The sequence below is a fragment of the Vibrio sp. 10N.286.49.C3 genome (assembly GCF_041469545.1).
Taxonomy (GTDB): domain Bacteria; phylum Pseudomonadota; class Gammaproteobacteria; order Enterobacterales; family Vibrionaceae; genus Vibrio; species Vibrio tasmaniensis_A.
The window spans coordinates 19,873-37,532 of the sequence record NZ_JBFRKT010000053.1 but is presented as its reverse complement, the minus strand read 5'-3'; the positions used below and the strand labels follow the sequence as shown (position 1 = coordinate 37,532).

The window sequence follows — 17,660 nt, the reverse complement described above, 5'->3', positions numbered from 1 at the left end:
TTTCTTGGAGGGCAACTTGATTCGTTAATGAAAATCTCGGGATTTGGTGTTCAAACCAATAATGTCATCGGTAATATCGATGAGTTTACCCGCTATAACATGCACAACTTCGCCTTCCTTTTCTAATATTCCTTGTACTTTTAACGCTTTGGCTGTCAGATAAGCTTGCTGTTGAGCGCGCGCGGTTGCTCCCCATACCACGACATTAATATTGCCCGTGTTATCTTCTAATGTAACAAAGGTAACACCTGCCGCGGTTCCGGGAGCTTGTTTTCCTGTGACTAATCCAACAACCGTGACCATAGATTTGTGTCTTTGCTGTATTAAATCCTTCATGTGTGTGAATCGACCTAATCGTCCCGCTTCTTCTAGCAAAGTGATTGGGTGTTTGTTCAATGAAATTCCGACACTGGTGAAGTCTTCGAGTAGATCTTGCATCTCATTGGGTTTGTGCAGTGCATGTTCGTCATGTCCATCCCCAACATCGTCATAGACTTGGCTAAACAGAGGTAAATCAGAAGCGGAGTCCATGATTGTCCAGCGAGTCTGGAAGCGGTCTCCCGATACGTTATGTAGCGCATTGGCCGATGCCAGTAGCTCGATATCTTTCTTATTCATCGATAACTGTTTCACCTGGCTAGGGTGGCGATAACCGGATTGTGGACGATTGGCGAGCACGCTTTGAATCCCATGTTCGCTGAATCCTTTGATTTGTCGCAGCCCTAAGCGAATCGCTAAACCATTCTGATGAGCGATGACAGTGTGGTTGTCTTGTGAGGCGTTCACACATACCGGAAGAACTACCACATTGTGTCGTTGTGCGTCTTGTACCAACTGTGATGGGCTATAAAACCCCATAGGTTGGCTATTGAGCAAGGAAGCATAGAAGCATTCTGGGTAGTAGCATTTCAACCAAGCGGAGCAATAGGCTAGCACCGCAAACGAAGCAGAATGGCTTTCTGGAAAACCGTATTCGCCAAAGCCGCATATCTGTTTAAAGATCTGCTCAGCAAACTCTGTCTCATAGCCGCGTTTTTGCATTCCTTCGATGAGCTTATTTTTAAACTTAAAGACGTTGCCATTTTTCTTCCAAGCAGCCATGGCGCGTCTGAGCTGATCCGCCTCTCCACCTGTGAATCCTGCAGCCACCATCGCGAGTTTAATCACTTGCTCTTGGAATATCGGTACACCCAAGGTGCGCGACAGTACCGACTCCACGTCTTTAGATGGATAACTGATTGGCTCAATACCATCTCGACGCTTTAAGAATGGGTGAACCATATCGCCTTGAATAGGCCCAGGACGTACGATAGCAATTTGAATCACCAAGTCGTAATAAGTCCTTGGTTTGAGCCTTGGCAGCATGCTCATTTGCGCACGTGACTCTATTTGGAAGATCCCGACGGTGTCTGCTCGCTGTATCATGCCGTAAACCTGAGGATCATCCTTAAGACGAGTGATCTCAGCGATAGACAGGGAACGTCCATATAAGTGTTTGATAAGGTCAAAACATTTACGAATCGCAGAGAGCATACCCAGAGCAAGCACATCGACTTTAAGCAGTCCCAAGGTTTCTAGATCATCCTTATCCCATTGAATTATGGTTCGTTCGTGCATCGCGGCATTCTCGACGGGAACCAGTTCATACAAAGGCCCTGAAGATATGACAAAGCCACCAACGTGTTGAGATAGGTGACGTGGAAAGCCGATGATCTCATTCACCAAGTGGATAAATTGTTGCCCCTTCAAAGAATCAGGTTGCAGTCCCAATTGAGTTAACTGAGCCTGCCAACCTAGGCTTTTGTCCCTACGGTTGGTGTTCTTGATGAAGTAGTCGAGCTGGGTTTCTTGTAGCCCTAATGCTTTACCGACATCTCTTACCGCACTTTTAAAGCGATAAGAAATGACCGTTGCGGCAAGCGCAGCGCGTTCTCTACCGTATTTTTGATAGATGTATTGGATGACTTCTTCACGTCGTTCGTGTTCAAAATCGACATCAATATCGGGCGGCTCATCGCGCTCTTTACTGATGAAACGTTCAAATAGCACTGAGATCTGCCTTGGATCGACAGAGGTGATTTCTAAGCAGTAACAGACCACGGAATTAGCCGCTGAACCTCGACCTTGGTAAAGAATTCCTTGGCTTTTGGCAAACATGACGATGTCGTGGATGGTGAGAAAAAAGAAAGGGTAGTCAAGCTCGTCAATTAGCCCCAACTCTTTCTCTATGATTTGTTGAATGTTGTTAGGCACGCCTTGCGGGAAGCGAGCTCGTTTTCCTTTCTCGACTAACATGCGTAGATAACTCATGGGTGTCTCACCTTGAGGAATCAGCTCGCTTGGGTATTCGTAGCGCAAGCTGTCTAAATCAAATTCGCATAGTCCAGAGATTCGGTTGCTTTCTTCTAGCCATTCAGCTTTGAATATATGAGAGATCTTATTGATGCTGCGTAAACAGCGCTCGGCATTGGCGAGTAAGTGACTGCCCACTTCGGTAATGGATTGTTGGTACTTTATTGCAGTGAGTGAGTGCTGTAAGGGTAAGCGGTTCGCGTTGTGCATCAGCACGCCACCACACGCTGTTATCGGCAGTTGGTGATGTTGTGACAGCTCAACGCAGTAATCTGTGTATTGCTGGTCGGTTTGCTTTAGGTGTCGTTGTAAGCCGATCCAAAGCCGACCTGAATGGTGCTGGGAGAGCCATTGCCCCCAGTGCGCGTCTTCATTTTTCTGTTGAGGAAACCAAAGAATGAAGCAGTGTTTAGCCGACATGATATCCCACTCAGAGAGCTGATAATGTCCTTTGCTACTACGACGTCTCGCGTTGGTAATAATACGACACAGCTCGGCATAGGCCTCTCTATTTGGGCATAGCAAAACCACTTGGCACTCTTCATTTAACCAAAACATGCTCCCGACAATTTGCTTGAGCGACAGTTTATGTTGCTTGATTGCTGAGTGAACCTTAACGATGCCCGCGACTGAGCACTCATCAGTAACTGCGAGTGCTTTGTAACGTAAGAAGTCGGCCTGTAAAACCAACTCTTCCGCGTGCGAAGCTCCCTCAAGGAAGGAGTAATTACTTTGACAGAAAAGCTCTGAGTATTGCTGAGACATAACGTAATCTCACTTAACCATTGCGAGTGAACATGATTGAAAAGGGCGTTTAAATTGAGTAAATGGTGCGGGTTGGCGATTCAACTTTTGTTGGTTAGCTAAATAAGTGTTGGTTAGCTGAATAAGCCGTGTAAGAACCACTGTTTATCTGGTGTTCTAAATACCCATAACCATCGACCGTTTTCACTGTGAGCAATAAAGTAGTCACGAATGATCTTCTCTCCGTCCCACCAACCAGACACAATGCGCTCAGGGCCTTGAGATAAGGTGACGCTTTCGGTTAAGGCTTCGGGCTCGGGCAGTAAAATACTGGGCCGGAGTCGTTGTTGATGGACGTTGAGATCTATGGTTTGTTGCTCGCTCTCTGGGGGCGTTTGCTTTTTTGCCACAGACTTACTCAGTGTTGGGAGCGAATACTGATTGGCCTTTTCTGGCCTTGGATCATGCTGTATTTTCGGTGTTTGAATACAGGCTTGCCCAAGCTTTGCTTGCAGTAATGAGAGCAAATCTAACGCGGCAAGTGTTCCGGTATTACCATCAAAAAGATCATGGTAGGTCATTTGGGGTTCCCCATGACGAATCAAGCTGAGGGTCAGCCCTTGAACTGGTGCTGTGATCTTGAGTGACTCTAAGGTCAGATGGGTAAGGTTCGCCCATTTACTTGCAAGGTAATCGCCCTGCGCGGAATAAAAAGAGACATGATGGTCGTCTTTATCCCTTAGGTGCAAAGTCAGCGTTAACTCGAAAGCCACACGGTCACGTAACCTCAAAAAGCACTCGAGCTGATTCAACAATTTCAGCAAAGGCTTTTCGATGAATAGGATGTTTTCAATATCAAACAGCAGCTCCAAATATTGCTGGAAACTCTCTGGTGGGTGATAGAAATCAATCGGGTGCTTGAACTGCCCATTAAGACGACCAACATAGTTCACCAAGTCGATATCAAAGCGGCGCGCGACATCTTGCAAAGGCAGTTTTAATAAGTCTTCAACGACATTGATACCAACACGATTCAGGCGCTCAACTTGTTTAGTAGGCAGTTCGCTTGAACTCAGTGCTTGTTGATTAACCCAAGCTTTCATTTGTTCAACATTGTTCGTCGCTTGGTTGATGGATTGTTTGCCTAAAAGGATTGCAGAAAGCGGCGAATAACCTGTAGCAAAGCTAAACTGGATATTGAGCGTTTCTAAATGGCTTTTTAGTTCATGCCAGTAGTTATCTAGCCCATCGTAAAGCGACAGCATGTTAGAGGCTTTAATCAATAATCCATTGGGTGGCAGTAACGCCATGTCGGATGTGACCAGATAGGCCCATTGAGCAATCTCTTTCAGTTTACTTTTTTCTAGCTCAATACTGTAAGGGTGGACGTGCAAGTTCTGGCAAAGCGCAGCCGCAGACCCTAGCCCCATGCCCAGTGTAATGCCTGATTCCAAAGCTGCTTGGTTAGCTTGCAGCACACGATGATCTTTCTCATCGACGATGATAAGAGGCTGATTGCGTGAATCTTCGTTCGAACCCAATTCATTAGAGTTAAACAAGGTGTCCAATTGTAGGGATGAGAAATGCAGATACAACCACAGCATACGTTAGCCTTGCTTCGCAATAGGGAAAGCAAGCACAGTGTTACCTGACAAAGCACGATCTAAATTGTCTTCATGAATGACTTTCTCTGTGAGTAACGGCCAGTTATGTGTCATGTCTAGAATAAAGCTGCCATACGACCAACTGCCTTTTCTTTTCGTGACTTCAACCTTTAACCCTTGGATGTGAGAAGACAGCTTCATGCTTAAAGAAACGGGTAGGGATAACTGATTATGGCTGGTGGTTTTAAAATGAAATTGCAGACACTTGCCCGTTTCGCTTGCCGCTTGCAGGCGCTTGGTTTGGTGAATTTCTAGCTCCGCTCCCCATAGCAAAACAGAATGACAGGCACCACTCTTGAGACACTGCTCTGCGGCCCATAACGCATCGAGATCACGTTGAGGCTGAATAACGAGAATGTTCTCTAATTCAATGCCTTGGTTGCTAAAAAACTCGGCACAGATCTTCCCTGGAGGGTTGATGAAAATGGCCAACTTCTGCGATTTTTGTTGAGCTAAATAAGGAGTGAGCAGGCGCAGTTCGCCGATCCCTTGTTGTGTTTCAACCTCAATAACGCCGTGCGTCGGGAAGCCGCCATCAAGCTGTTTATCCAATTGAGGATAGCCTGTCGAAGTGGTGCTGCCTTGCGTTGTTGATTGTAACCCTTTCCAGATTAACTGGCGGTCTTGTAAGTTTTTTATTAGTTCATGCATAATTAAATACCTGTATGTTTATACAGTATATTTAACAATGAAAAAGATGCAAAGCAAAATGACGAAAATTAGCGGAAGTAAGTGTTAGTTGATTGATTTAGATACAAAAAAAGCCGCTATTAAAGCGACTTTTTGTTATTGCTCATAATATCAGCTACTTAGGTTGAGCGTCGATACATTGGCCATTAATATCTGTCACACTAGGGTTCATTAAGTGTAGATACAGCGGGATGATGTCGAGTGGTGTTTTTAACTTGTTCGCATCTTCACCTGGGTACGCTTTTGCACGCATGCGTGTTTGAGTGCCGCCTGGATTAATCGCATTAACACGGATATCGGTACCTTCAAGCTCATCGGCTAAGATCTGCATCATGCCTTCTGTAGCAAACTTTGAAATCGCGTAAGTGCCCCAGAACGCGCGGCCAGAGTGACCAACCGTTGAAGAGGTAAAGACAATACGACCGGCTTCCGCTTTCTTAATGACAGGCAGTAACGCTTGAGTCATTAGAAATTCAGCTTTAACGTTGATTTGCATGACGCCATCAAACGTTTCTTCATCGATTTGATCGAATGGACTTAACGTGCCAAGCACACCTGCGTTATGCAGTAGACCATCTAAACGACCGAACTGTGATTCAATGGTTTCAGCCATGTCGATGTAGTTCTGTTTTGTCGCGCCTTTTAAATCCAATGGGATAATCGCAGGCTGTGGGTAACCAGCGCTTTCGATTTCGTCGTAAATTAATTCAAGGTTTTTGACATTGCGGCCTAACAGAATAACAGTTGCACCATGTTGAGCGAAACTTAGCGCGGCTTGGCGACCAATGCCAGCACCGGCACCTGTAACCAAAATTACTTTATCTTTGAGGGCATCTGTAGAGATTGGGTAATCCACTGTGCTTATCCTTCTTTCTTTTATTATGTTCGTCATTCCATTGATGTTTAATCACACAGATAACCGCAGGAATGATGAGAAATTCTTGGTAATCGTGACAAGATGGTTACAATACACTAATTCATACAATAGGGGATATGACATTGGAATTTTTGTTGGACTACGGCTTGTTTTTAGCCAAGATTGCGACCGTTGTAATCGCCATCATTGCAATTTTAGTGATAGCTAAATCTGTGGGTGGAAAATCAAGCGCAATTAAAGGTGAGCTGGAAATCACGAACCTATCTGAGCATCACAAACAAACGATTGAACAACTAGAGCACCATTTGCATGATGATGCTTTCATCAAAGCACGTGATAAAGCAGAAAAGAAAGCGGAAAAAGAAAAAGTAAAATCACGTGGCAAAGAAGTGAAGAAAGCAGCGAAAGAGGGTGAGCTTGATAGCAAGCGTGAACCACACCTATTCGTTCTTGATTTTAATGGCAGCATTGATGCGAAAGAAGTGGCTTCATTACGTGAAGAGGTAACGGCGGTTCTGGCTGTTGCTCGTGAAGGTGATGAAGTATTGCTTAAGCTTGAGTCTGGCGGTGGTATGGTTCACGGCTATGGTCTGGCGTCTTCTCAACTTGACCGTATCAAAGCGGCAGGTCTGCCTCTGACTATCTCGGTAGATAAAGTCGCAGCAAGTGGCGGTTACATGATGGCATGTATCGCAGACAAAATCGTATCTGCACCGTTTGCTATTGTTGGCTCTATTGGTGTTATTGCTCAACTGCCAAACTTCAATAAACTGCTTAAAAAGCATGATATTGAGTTCGAACAGCTAACGGCGGGTGAGTACAAACGCACGCTTACTATGTTTGGTGAGAACAGCGATAAAGCACGCGAGAAGTTTAAAGAAGAGCTCGAAGAGACACATGGCCTATTCAAAGACTTCATCCGTGACCATCGTCCAGCACTCGATCTTGAAAAAGTAGCAACGGGTGAGCACTGGTTTGGTACACAAGCACATGAGCTTGGGCTGGTGGATGAGATCAGCACTTCTGATGATTTAGTCGTAGCGGCATGTAAGGACAAAACGGTTCTAGCGATTCACTACGTACAGAAGAAAAAGCTGTCAGACAAACTAGCGGGCGTGGCAGGTAAATCTGCAGACAGCGTGCTGATGAAGCTGATTGAACGCGGCCAAAAGCCGATTGTTTAAGCTTATTTAGTTTTAGCTCTAGTATCTAGGTTTAGTGCCTTGCGTCTATTGAAGACGTTTGAGCCTTAAAAAGAAAGCGCATAAGTCATCAGACTTATGCGCTTTTTTATTGCTCCACTTCCGAGCGGGTGACCACTATGTTGTAGGGGGAGCGGAGTTTTATACCAAGCACTGACTTACTGTGATTGATATTAAATCTTGGCTCCATAGTCATTGCGTTTTGGACAAGTGGTCAGAATCTCTCGATGACCTGTGTCTTTGAGCTCTTCCAGAATCACATCAAAGCCCCATAAGCGATAGAGATGTTTCATCACTTCGTCGTAGCCTTTATCAAGCGGGATACGGCCGTGAGGTACATATTGCAGTGTCATTGAGCGATCACCGCGAACATCGACATTAAACACCTGAATATTCGGCTCAAGGTTGCTTAGATTGTACTGCGCCGCAAGCTTTTCACGAATTAAGCGATAGCCCGGATCGTCGTGAATAGCGCTTATCTCAATTGTGTTTTTGCGATCGTCGTCGAGCACAGAGAACAACTTAAAGTCTCGAATGATTTTTGGTGAAAGGTATTGGCTGATAAAGCTTTCATCTTTGAAATTGTGCATGGCAAAGTGCACCGCCTCTAACCAATCACTTCCGGCTAACTCAGGGAACCATTCTTTGTCTTCATCGGTTGGTTCTTCACAGATACGTCGAATGTCTCTAAACATCGCAAAGCCAAGCGCATAAGGGTTTATTCCGCTGAAATAAGGGCTATTGTAGGCGGGTTGAGCAACCACACTGGTGTGGCTGTGTAGGAATTCTAAGATGAACTTATCACTCACCAAGCCTTCGTCGTAAAGGTGGTTAAGAATGGTGTAATGCCAGAAGGTTGCCCAGCCCTCATTCATTACTTGAGTTTGCTTTTGAGGGTAGAAGTATTGGCTTACCTTGCGAACAATACGAACACACTCACGTTGCCAAGGTTCAAGCAGTGGGGCGTTCTTCTCAATAAAGTACAGAATGTTTTCTTGAGGCTCACTAGGGAAACGTATCTTGGTCTCTTCTTCCTTACTTTTGTTCTGAGGAACCGTTCTCCAAAGTTCGTTCACTTGAGATTGCAGATACGCTTCACGTTCTTCTTGTCTTGCGGTTTCTTCCGCAATGGAAATCTTTTCTGGGCGTTTGTATCTGTCTACGCCGTAGTTCATGAGAGCATGACAAGAATCGAGAAGTTTCTCGACTTCAGCTACACCGTATTTTTCTTCGCAATCGGTAATGTATTTTTTCGCGAATAATAGATAGTCGATAATCGAGCTTGCATCAGTCCAAGTTTGGAACAGGTAATTACCCTTAAAGAACGAGTTATGGCCGTAACAGGCATGCGCCATTACCAATGCTTGCATGGTGACAGTGTTCTCTTCCATTAAGTAAGCGATACATGGATCTGAATTGATCACGATTTCGTACGCTAAGCCCATTTGGCCGTGTTTGTAGTTTTGCTCTGTCTGGATGAACTTCTTACCAAAAGACCAGTGGTTGTAATTGATGGGCATACCAATACTGGAGTAAGCATCCATCATCTGCTCAGAGGTAATCACTTCAATCTGGTTCGGGTAAGTGTCTAAACGGTAATGCTGCGCCACACGCTTAATTTCTACGTGATATTGCTCCAAGAGGTTGAACGTCCAATCTGGACCATCAGGCAGCATCTTGTCGTTTTTCTTCTGTGCAGATTTGTCTTTCTCTGCAACGTTTGATTTCGCTGTCATGGCAAACTCCCTTACGCAGTCTCTTTCTGGAACAGTTCTCTAAACACAGGAAAAATATCATCCACCGTTTTAATGTTCTTCATGGCGAAGTTATCGAAGCTCGCTTCTAGCTTCTCGTACTCGTGCCAAAGCGTTTGGTGTGAACGGCGCGTAATCTCGATGTAAGAGTAATATTGGCAAGTCGGTAATAGCGTATTGACCAACAGTTCTTTACAGCGAGGTGAGTCATCCGCCCAGTTATCTCCATCAGAAGCTTGTGCTGCGTAGATATTCCACTCATTAGCAGGATAACGATCTGCGACAATTTCTTTCATTAGTTTCAGTGCACTAGAAACGATCGTGCCGCCAGTTTCTTGTGAATAGAAGAACTCATGTTCGTCAACTTCTTTAGCCTGAGTATGGTGACGAATAAACACAACATCGACGTTTTCATATGTGCGATTGAGGAATAAGTAAAGCAGTACGTAGAAGCGTTTTGCGATGTCCTTGGTAGCTTGATCCATTGAGCCAGATACATCCATTAGACAGAACATAACGGCTTGGCTAGATGGAATAGGGCGCTTCTCATAATTTTTAAAACGCAGGTCGAAGGTGTCAATGAACGGCACGCTTTCAATTTTTTTACGTAACTCAGCAATCTCTTCTTTTAAGCGACTCTCTTCGAAAGGTTGTGCTGGTTCTGTCATTTTTACTTGGTCAAGTTGCTCCATCAGTAGGTTGAGCTCGCGCTTTTTACCTGCTGTCATCGCGGTTCTACGAGCCAGAGATTGTTGCAGTGAACGAACGATAGCGATGTTGGATGGAATCCCCGCACTTTGGTAACCAGAGCGGTGTGTTTTCCATTCGGTGATTTTGTTGACCTGATTCTTCTCTAGATTAGGCAGAGCTAAATCTTCAAAGAGAATATCAAGATATTCATCTTTTGAAATTTGGAAGGTAAATTCATCTTGGCCTTCGCCATCAGGGCTTGCGTCACCCTGGCCTGAGCCTCCACCTTGACCGCCACCTTTAGGACGTTCAATTTTATCGCCCGTGATGAACTGGTCATTACCTGGGTGAACGCGTTCTCTTACGCCGCCTTGACCTTGGTGAAAGCTTGGCTCTTTGATGTCTTTATGGGGAATAGTGACGTCTTCACCGGTTTCAGTATTGGTGATTGAGCGTCGGTTGACTGCATCGGCCACAGATTCTTTGATTTGCTCTTTATGACGTCGTAAGAAACGCTGTCTATTCACAGCACTCTTATTCTTGCCATTGAGCCTCCGATCGATAAATTGTGCCATAAGAACTCCCTCTCAGCTGATGTCGCGATCCTACTTTTTATAGGTTGTAAGAGTTATTGGTTTATTAGAGCTATTCGTTTATTAGGGTATAAAGTTATTGGTTTGTACGAGCTGCCCAATTGAGCAGCTCAATACAGTTTGGTTATGAGGATTTACGAACTCTTAGGTACCACTCAGATAGCAGTCTCACTTGTTTCTCGGTGTAGCCTTTTTCCATCATACGAGCAACGAAGTCGTCGTGTTTTTTCTGATCATCCGTTGAGGTCTTAGCATTGAACGAAATAACAGGAAGTAGCTCTTCTGTGTTAGAGAACATTTTCTTCTCAATTACAGTGCGCAGTTTCTCGTAGCTCGTCCAAACTGGGTTTTGACCGTTATTGTTGGCTTTGGCACGAAGCACGAAGTTCACAATCTCATTTCGGAAGTCTTTAGGGTTACTGATCCCAGCTGTTTTCTCGATTTTTTCTAGTTCACCATTCAGAGAAGCACGGTCAAATAGCTGTCCTGTTTCTGGATCGCGGTACTCTTGGTCTTGAATCCAGAAGTCCGCGTAGGTGACATAGCGGTCGAAGATATTCTGTCCGTACTCAGAGTAAGACTCTAGGTAAGCGGTTTGAATTTCTTTACCAATGAATTCTACGTAACGCGGTACTAGGTATCCTTTCAAGAACTCAAGATACTTCTCAGCGGTCTCTTGAGGGAACTGTTCACGTTCGATTTGTTGTTCAATCACGTAGAACAAGTGAACCGGGTTTGCCGCCACTTCGGCTTGGTCGAAGTTAAATACACGAGACAGGATCTTAAAGGCGAAACGCGTTGATAGCCCAGACATGCCTTCGTCAACACCTGCGTAGTCTCGGTACTCTTGGTAACTCTTCGCTTTTGGATCGGTGTCTTTTAGAGTCTCACCATCGTAAACCCGCATTTTTGAGAACAGAGAAGAGTTTTCAGGCTCTTTCAGTCTCGATAGGATGCTGAATTGCGATAGCAGATCGAGTGTGCTTGGCGAACAAGGGGCTTTGGATAGCTCACTGTGCTCAAGCAGTTTTTGATAGATCTTAACTTCTTCAGAGACGCGCAGACAGTAAGGGACTTTTACAATGTACACACGGTCGAGGAAGGCTTCGTTGTTTTTGTTGTTACGGAAGGTCTGCCACTCGGATTCGTTTGAGTGAGCCAGAATCATGCCGTCAAATGGCAGTGCAGAGAGCCCTTCGGTACCGTTGAAGTTACCTTCTTGCGTTGCCGTTAGAAGTGGGTGCAAGACTTTGATTGGCGCCTTGAACATTTCCACGAATTCCATCACACCTTGGTTAGCTTTACATAGCGCACCAGAGTAGCTGTAGGCATCCGGATCATCTTGAGAGAAATGCTCAAGTTTACGAATATCGACTTTACCTACAAGTGAAGAGATATCTTGGTTGTTTTCATCACCCGGCTCTGTCTTCGCGATCGCAACTTGGTCTAGAATCGAAGGACGCAGCTTGATGACTTTGAATTTGGAGATGTCACCACCGAAGTCATGGAGGCGTTTCGCTGCCCAAGGTGACATGATAGAGCGTATGTAACGTTTCTCTATTCCGTACTCTTGTTTCAAAAGATCGCCATCTTCGTTTACGTCAAATAGACAGAAGGGGTGATCATTCACTGGGCTTCGCTCACCATCGGCAGACAACACATAGATTGGTAGCTTTTGCATCAGTGCTTTGAGTTTTTCAGCAAGGGAAGATTTACCACCGCCCACAGGGCCAAGTAGATAAAGGATTTGCTTACGTTCTTCTAAACCTTGCGCTGCATGTTTTAGATAAGAAACAATCTGTTCAATCGCGTCTTCCATGCCGTAGAAATCTTTAAATTCACTGTAGCGTGAGATGACACGGTTCGAGAAAATACGACTTAGTTGAGGATCTTGAGCAGTGTCAATGACCTCCGGTTCGCCAATGGCGAGTAATAAGCGCTCGGCAGCATTCGCGTAAGCACTTTTATCGTCTTTACACAGCCCTAAGAACTCTTGCAATGTCAGCTCTTCTTCCTTGGCTGCTTCATAACGTGATTGATAGTGGTCAAAAATACTCATAGTCACATTCCCCTTGTTAACCAGTCAAAACTGACGAGCGATTGAAAAATAGGCTCTCCCTACATTTTAAGGTTAGACCCGCTTCGACAATTTTGCTTAACAATTATGTATTTATTTACAATTTTGCGTGTGAAAAACGTAGCGAGCGCAATAGGCAACTTGAGGCGTGTAGAATCCAATTATTTTACATTCGAGGGGATCTAGCCGTTTGTTTTGTGATTTTAGGTCGCTTAATAATACTCACACTGGATTTATGTGTATTAGATGTATAACTGAGCTCTATTGATTTATTGGAATGAAGTACCATATAATGCGCGGCGTTATCAAAAATTGCTCAATAAATAGGTAAATATAGTGAAGAATTATGGGTTAAAAATAGTGGCTATCAGTGTTGCGTTACTGGCTTCGACAGCAACACATGCAAAAATCTCGCAGTGGTCACTGGGCGTTGCCGCCTCTTATTCTCCGGCTGTCTATAAAGATACACCGTCAAACCGCGCTGTGATTCCTATGATTGGCTATGAAGGTGAGCACTTTTTCATGCGTGGATTCAGTGCGGGTTATCGCTTACTTCCTGCGGGCTCACCACAGAATATCGTGTTTCGAGCGGTTTATGATTCGAGGACATTGAAGCCGGGTGATTCTGATAACGTTGATATTCAAAAGTTAGATGAGCGTAAAGCATCAGTATTAGGTGGCATTAGCTACCAAGTGATCACCTTGGTCGGGATGTTTGAAGCGACAGCAGGATCTGACTTAGGATTTAGGCATAATGGTATCTATGCGGAAGCCGCATGGCGTTTGCCGATTCGTCGCAATGGGTGGGCGATTACACCCTCTATTGGTTATGCTTATAACAGTGAGCGCCTGAATAACCACCTGTACGGGGTGAGTTCAGCAGAAGCGTCGAGAACTAATTTGAACGAGTTCGATGCAGACTGGGATGGTCAGTACTTTATTGGTTTAGGTGGTTACTTGCATGTGACGCCAAATATCCGAGTCACTGGTGGCGTTCGTTATACCAACCTTGAAGGTGATATTGAGAACAGCCCAATACTTGAAAGTGGCATCAACATGGCCGCAAACGTCGGTGTTGCCTACGTCTTCTAGTTGCTTTGGTTTCTCTCTCTAAATGCGGACATTAACAAAGGGTTACTCATGATGAGTAACCCTTTTTATTTATGCGAAGTACCGACCGATTATTACAGTAATCAAATCAAATCAAATCAAATCAAGGAAAGGCATGGCTAGATTTAGCACCCATCAATGATTTCCCTATAAATCAAAGTACTACCGAACTCTTCACCCAGTGGTTTGAAAACTTGGGGCAGCGGTTAACACTAAGATACCAAGAATAGCAATAACGATGATCAGCTCAATTAGTGTAAAACTTTTCTACTTCATACCTTAGAAAGTGAAACCGGCCTGTAGACCTAGAGTGCCGTCACTGCCTAGGTTTAGACCACCTGAGCTGAAGTCATACCAATCAAAACCAACACGTGCCATAAACTTCGAGTTACCAAACATTGGTTGCGCTGACTTAAATTCAGCACCGATGCCGTAAGTTGCACCCCATTCGCTATTTGAATGCTTGTTATACACTGAGCCATCTTTATCAGTAGTCGTCAATTTAGAATTGAGGTTAGAGTATGCAAGACCAACTTTACCGTAGATAGCAAAAGACTCATCGAAGCTATATTTATACATTGGAGCTAAAGACATTTTGAAGTGTTTCAAATTGCCTTTGTACTTAGTTAGCTTGCCGTTTACGTCTGAAGTTACATCGCTGTTATCTGAATCGATGTAATTCATGGTTGATTCTAGATAAAAGTTTGTATCAAGAACTTGTGAACCAACAGTGAATTGTGCGCCTGTGTCGTCTTCGTTGATTCCAACGCCACCAAGTACGTACATTTCGTTAGCTGCGAAAGCTGAAGTAGACATGATAGCTAGTGATGCAAGGATGAATTTTCTCATTTTGTTTATCGCTCTGGTTAATAAATTTCGGGGAGCATTCTAGCTATCTTATTTAAAATAAAAAACACCGTTCAAAACAGATCGGTGGTTTTTAATTTGTATTAAATGTTTCGAAGTGGAGTTAATAAAGATGAATGACTTAATTGGTTATAAATTCTAGGTTTGTGTTCGTTGGTTAATGGGCGATATCAGAGAAATTAATTGAAAATGGTTCAATGTTTAATATCTTATCTTCATGATTAATTACGTTTTCTGTATATAAAGCTCACGTCATATCCATATCGCTTTATCATTCCCGGTTTCTGTTTGTATGCGAACATTAAAAAAGGGTTACTCATGATGAGTAACCCTTTTTCTTGAAATTTTTTTAAAAGTTATCGCTGATCTATTAACGTATTAAGCGCTAAAGATTTGAGATAGCTCTGTCGCACATAGGTGGTACTGACGAGGGCAGTTGCGCCATGTTGTTAGCATGCGACGGTACTTTTCTAACATTGGCATTTGACTATTGAAGTGGTGATCTGCTTTGTCAAATTGAGGGTAAAGTCCTTCAGAGTCAACAAGGAAACGCACGTAATGTACGATTTGTGCTTCAGAAGCGATATCGAAACCTAGGAATTGTAGACGACGTTGGTCGACTTCCGCACGCTCTTGATCTGCAAGCATTTTATTCGACTCTTGCATCGCATGGTACATCTCCATAATGTCGATAATTTCGCGACATTCTGCTTCAGTTAAACAACCAAATTCTTTGTTAAGCTCACGCATTTGGAGTTCGTAACCACGTTCTACAATCGTTTGTAGACGCTGGTATTTAGCTGAGTTCTCAGGATCCATTTGAGACATTAGGTAGTATTGATTTGATAGAATTAGACGCTGAGCATTGGTCATTTCCATGGGAGGAACCTCACTAAAAAACTAAATGTTATATTATTTTGTTGCAGTAAGAGTAACAGCATTCCTAAGAGTGGAAACATGATCTCAACACGGATTTAATATGATTTTTTGAATTGATAAACAAAAGTTGTAAAGAAAAGTGAAAGGATTGTTTTAACCAAAAAAGAAAACGCCCCAATCGAAATTGAGGCGTTTGAAATCACTATTAACGTAAGTCTAAATTAGTATTTTACGTTTGAATGGTATTGACTGAGGATAGCAACAATCTCGTCCATTTTTTCTTTGCTTGGCGGATTTGTACCTTCAAGAGGGTAGTCGTGACCCAATGCTTCCCACTTATGAGCACCTAGCTTGTGGTATGGAAGCAGTTCTACTTTTTCGATGTTATCCATGTCCTTAATGAATTCACCCAGAAGATGCGCATCTTCTGGCGTATCTGTGTAGCCAGGAACAATCACATAACGAATCCACGTCTTCTTACCTATTTTGTGTAGGTAGCGTGCAAAATCCAGAGTACGTCGGTTTGATACACCAATGAAATCGTGGTGAATTTCATCTCGCATATGTTTAAGATCCAGCATTACCAGATCAGAGGCTTCTAGTACTTCATCGACCACTTCAGTGTGTTTACGAATATAGCCATTAGTATCAAGACAAGTGTGGATGCCTTCAGCTTGAGCCGCGCGGAAAAAATCACGAACAAACTCAGGTTGTAGCATCGCTTCGCCACCTGAACAGGTGATACCACCGCCAGAGGCTTTCATGAAATGACGGTATGATTTTGCTTCGTTAATGATCTCTTCGACCGTTACTTCCTTTCCGTCATGAAGATCCCATGTATCGCGATTATGGCAGTACATACAACGCATTAAGCAGCCTTGAAGAAACACAATAAAGCGGATACCAGGGCCATCGACAGTACCACAAGATTCGAATGAGTGAATGCGACCAGTTGTAGACATGAGCTATTCTCGTATAGGAATTTATACCGTTTATTTTATTACAAAAACGGTACATAAAATAGGGTCAAATGGTAACTAGGTCTTTAAAAATAAAGGCAATCACCTGTGAAGATGATTGCCTTTATTTAACTTGAAAAGCAGGCGGTGAAAGCCTTTTCTATGGCTAGAAGAAAGCAAACATAGTGATGCCACCAGTACCGTACACTGACTTTGTTGCTTCTTGGTAATCGGGTGTTTTTGCGGTAAGTGCGAAAGATGCACCAACGTATTGGTTATACCAAGCAACACCAAGTATCGCTGTCGCTTGAATGTTCTCTAAAGTGACATCGTAGATCGCAGGATCTTGGTCATTTTTCTTTGCATAATCATTAACACCGGAACGATCCCCTTCGACAGTCAGGTCATTAAATCGGTAACGCCCTTCAAGACCTGCGTAAGTAAACCAACCTGTATTTGAAGCACCTATCATGCCTGCTTTGAATGGGCTTTCTGTGCTGATGTTCGCTGCGCCAAAGTTGCCGCCCAAGTCAGTACCCCAACGGAACATAAATCCAGTAGAAATGTCGCTTCTAAAATTACCAACGTTGATCTCTGATACGTTAGATATCTCGAAGTCAGTATTCGCTAATGCTTGATTACGCATTAGGTTGAAATGACTTAAGTAACCAAGGCTACCTGCGTACTCATCATCAACTTGATACTTCCAACCCATAGGTTCGTCTGATTTAGTGATTGAGTGAACCAGTTTTTGAGCGTCTTCGGAAAGTGCTCGCTCGCCTGTAGTACCAAACGTGATGTTAAAACGCTGGGCTTGTTGTGGGTTCAAGCTGATGTAGTTGAATTCTGTATGTAGGTAACCTGCGTATGGACGATCATTGGCTGATGGTTTTTCTAATTCAATGTCAGAAGGCGTGTACATCTTGTGACCAATGGTGATTTCCCACTTATCTAAAGAGCTTGCGCCCCAATAGGAAAGGCTCAATGGTTTTACCCAAGCGTATGGCGTAATACTTGACGATGTGTAACCCAGAAATAAACCGTTGGTATAGTCTTGATCGACACCAAAGATACCATCGTTGTCTAACGCAAAAGTTAACGTAGAGCGTTCAGATGCCAGTGATGAACAAGAGAGGAGAATCAGTGGTAAATAACGAAGGTATTTCATGTAGCGGTTACTCTAAAATGATGAACAGAAATAG

General features: G+C 43.8%; 13 protein-coding genes and 1 pseudogene. 2 read left to right on the top strand and 12 right to left on the bottom strand.

The features are described from left to right. Window positions 1-24: 24 nt before the first annotated feature. The 4 genes from AB4180_RS18675 to AB4180_RS18660 all read right to left on the bottom strand — a co-directional run bounded on the left by AB4180_RS18675 (window position 25) and on the right by AB4180_RS18660 (window position 6,306). Window positions 25-3,117, bottom strand: a complete 3,093-nt coding sequence (locus AB4180_RS18675; protein ID WP_102248934.1) for an error-prone DNA polymerase — start codon at window positions 3,115-3,117, stop codon at window positions 25-27. A gap of 113 nt (window positions 3,118-3,230) precedes the next feature. Beyond that, complete coding sequence (locus AB4180_RS18670; protein ID WP_102248933.1) at window positions 3,231-4,700, bottom strand: DNA polymerase Y family protein; 1,470 nt, start codon at window positions 4,698-4,700, stop codon at window positions 3,231-3,233. A 3-nt stretch (window positions 4,701-4,703) separates the two neighbouring features. Continuing rightward, on the bottom strand, window positions 4,704-5,411 hold the full coding sequence (gene imuA / locus AB4180_RS18665) for a translesion DNA synthesis-associated protein ImuA (RefSeq protein WP_102248932.1): 708 nt from the start codon (window positions 5,409-5,411) through the stop codon (window positions 4,704-4,706). 154 nt (window positions 5,412-5,565) lie between these two features. Next, window positions 5,566-6,306, bottom strand: a complete 741-nt coding sequence (locus AB4180_RS18660) for a YciK family oxidoreductase (protein ID WP_029225624.1) — start codon at window positions 6,304-6,306, stop codon at window positions 5,566-5,568. Window positions 6,307-6,449: 143 nt separating this feature from the next. Between AB4180_RS18660 and sohB the strand changes: the two genes are divergently transcribed. Further along, complete coding sequence (gene sohB / locus AB4180_RS18655; protein WP_009849001.1) at window positions 6,450-7,511, top strand: protease SohB; 1,062 nt, start codon at window positions 6,450-6,452, stop codon at window positions 7,509-7,511. A gap of 191 nt (window positions 7,512-7,702) precedes the next feature. Here sohB and AB4180_RS18650 read toward each other — a convergent pair whose 3' ends face one another. The 3 genes from AB4180_RS18650 to AB4180_RS18640 all read right to left on the bottom strand — a co-directional run bounded on the left by AB4180_RS18650 (window position 7,703) and on the right by AB4180_RS18640 (window position 12,625). After that, window positions 7,703-9,265: a SpoVR family protein gene (locus AB4180_RS18650; protein WP_017102060.1), complete on the bottom strand. Its 1,563-nt coding sequence runs from the start codon at window positions 9,263-9,265 to the stop codon at window positions 7,703-7,705. An 11-nt stretch (window positions 9,266-9,276) separates the two neighbouring features. After that, complete coding sequence (locus tag AB4180_RS18645) at window positions 9,277-10,548, bottom strand: YeaH/YhbH family protein (RefSeq protein ID WP_009848997.1); 1,272 nt, start codon at window positions 10,546-10,548, stop codon at window positions 9,277-9,279. Between the two features lie 142 nt (window positions 10,549-10,690). After that, complete coding sequence (locus AB4180_RS18640) at window positions 10,691-12,625, bottom strand: PrkA family serine protein kinase (protein WP_029222896.1); 1,935 nt, start codon at window positions 12,623-12,625, stop codon at window positions 10,691-10,693. Between the two features lie 354 nt (window positions 12,626-12,979). Between AB4180_RS18640 and AB4180_RS18635 the strand changes: the two genes are divergently transcribed. Continuing rightward, the gene (locus AB4180_RS18635) at window positions 12,980-13,735 is read left to right on the top strand and encodes a MipA/OmpV family protein (protein WP_017078144.1); all 756 of its coding nucleotides are present in this window, start codon (window positions 12,980-12,982) and stop codon (window positions 13,733-13,735) included. A 192-nt stretch (window positions 13,736-13,927) separates the two neighbouring features. Here AB4180_RS18635 and AB4180_RS18630 read toward each other — a convergent pair. The 5 genes and pseudogenes from AB4180_RS18630 to AB4180_RS18610 form a co-directional block, all read right to left on the bottom strand. Then, window positions 13,928-14,014, bottom strand: a pseudogene (locus tag AB4180_RS18630) (prepilin-type N-terminal cleavage/methylation domain-containing protein); the annotation flags it as partial. An 18-nt stretch (window positions 14,015-14,032) separates the two neighbouring features. After that, window positions 14,033-14,602 carry an outer membrane protein gene (locus AB4180_RS18625; RefSeq protein ID WP_017084001.1) on the bottom strand — a complete coding sequence of 190 codons (570 nt, stop codon included), beginning with the start codon at window positions 14,600-14,602 and terminating at the stop codon, window positions 14,033-14,035. 396 nt (window positions 14,603-14,998) lie between these two features. Next, on the bottom strand, window positions 14,999-15,499 hold the full coding sequence (locus AB4180_RS18620) for a YfbU family protein (protein WP_009846313.1): 501 nt from the start codon (window positions 15,497-15,499) through the stop codon (window positions 14,999-15,001). 221 nt (window positions 15,500-15,720) lie between these two features. Then, the gene (gene pflA, locus AB4180_RS18615; RefSeq protein WP_009846312.1) at window positions 15,721-16,461 is read right to left on the bottom strand and encodes a pyruvate formate lyase 1-activating protein; all 741 of its coding nucleotides are present in this window, start codon (window positions 16,459-16,461) and stop codon (window positions 15,721-15,723) included. Between the two features lie 163 nt (window positions 16,462-16,624). Next, window positions 16,625-17,626, bottom strand: a complete 1,002-nt coding sequence (locus AB4180_RS18610) for a lipid A deacylase LpxR family protein (protein WP_102248931.1) — start codon at window positions 17,624-17,626, stop codon at window positions 16,625-16,627. Window positions 17,627-17,660: the final 34 nt, after the last annotated feature.

What these genes read in the sequence shown, in the direction of transcription:
- AB4180_RS18645 (WP_009848997.1), bottom strand. Translation starts at nt 10,548, where the DNA reads ATGGCACAATTTATCGATCGGAGGCTCAATGGCAAGAATAAGAGTGCT.
- pflA (WP_009846312.1), bottom strand. Translation starts at nt 16,461, where the DNA reads ATGTCTACAACTGGTCGCATTCACTCATTCGAATCTTGTGGTACTGTC.
- AB4180_RS18670 (WP_102248933.1), bottom strand. Translation starts at nt 4,700, where the DNA reads ATGCTGTGGTTGTATCTGCATTTCTCATCCCTACAATTGGACACCTTG.
- AB4180_RS18650 (WP_017102060.1), bottom strand. Translation starts at nt 9,265, where the DNA reads ATGACAGCGAAATCAAACGTTGCAGAGAAAGACAAATCTGCACAGAAG.
- imuA (WP_102248932.1), bottom strand. Translation starts at nt 5,411, where the DNA reads ATGCATGAACTAATAAAAAACTTACAAGACCGCCAGTTAATCTGGAAA.
- AB4180_RS18610 (WP_102248931.1), bottom strand. Translation starts at nt 17,626, where the DNA reads ATGAAATACCTTCGTTATTTACCACTGATTCTCCTCTCTTGTTCATCA.
- AB4180_RS18620 (WP_009846313.1), bottom strand. Translation starts at nt 15,499, where the DNA reads ATGGAAATGACCAATGCTCAGCGTCTAATTCTATCAAATCAATACTAC.
- AB4180_RS18640 (WP_029222896.1), bottom strand. Translation starts at nt 12,625, where the DNA reads ATGAGTATTTTTGACCACTATCAATCACGTTATGAAGCAGCCAAGGAA.
- AB4180_RS18625 (WP_017084001.1), bottom strand. Translation starts at nt 14,602, where the DNA reads ATGAGAAAATTCATCCTTGCATCACTAGCTATCATGTCTACTTCAGCT.
- AB4180_RS18675 (WP_102248934.1), bottom strand. Translation starts at nt 3,117, where the DNA reads ATGTCTCAGCAATACTCAGAGCTTTTCTGTCAAAGTAATTACTCCTTC.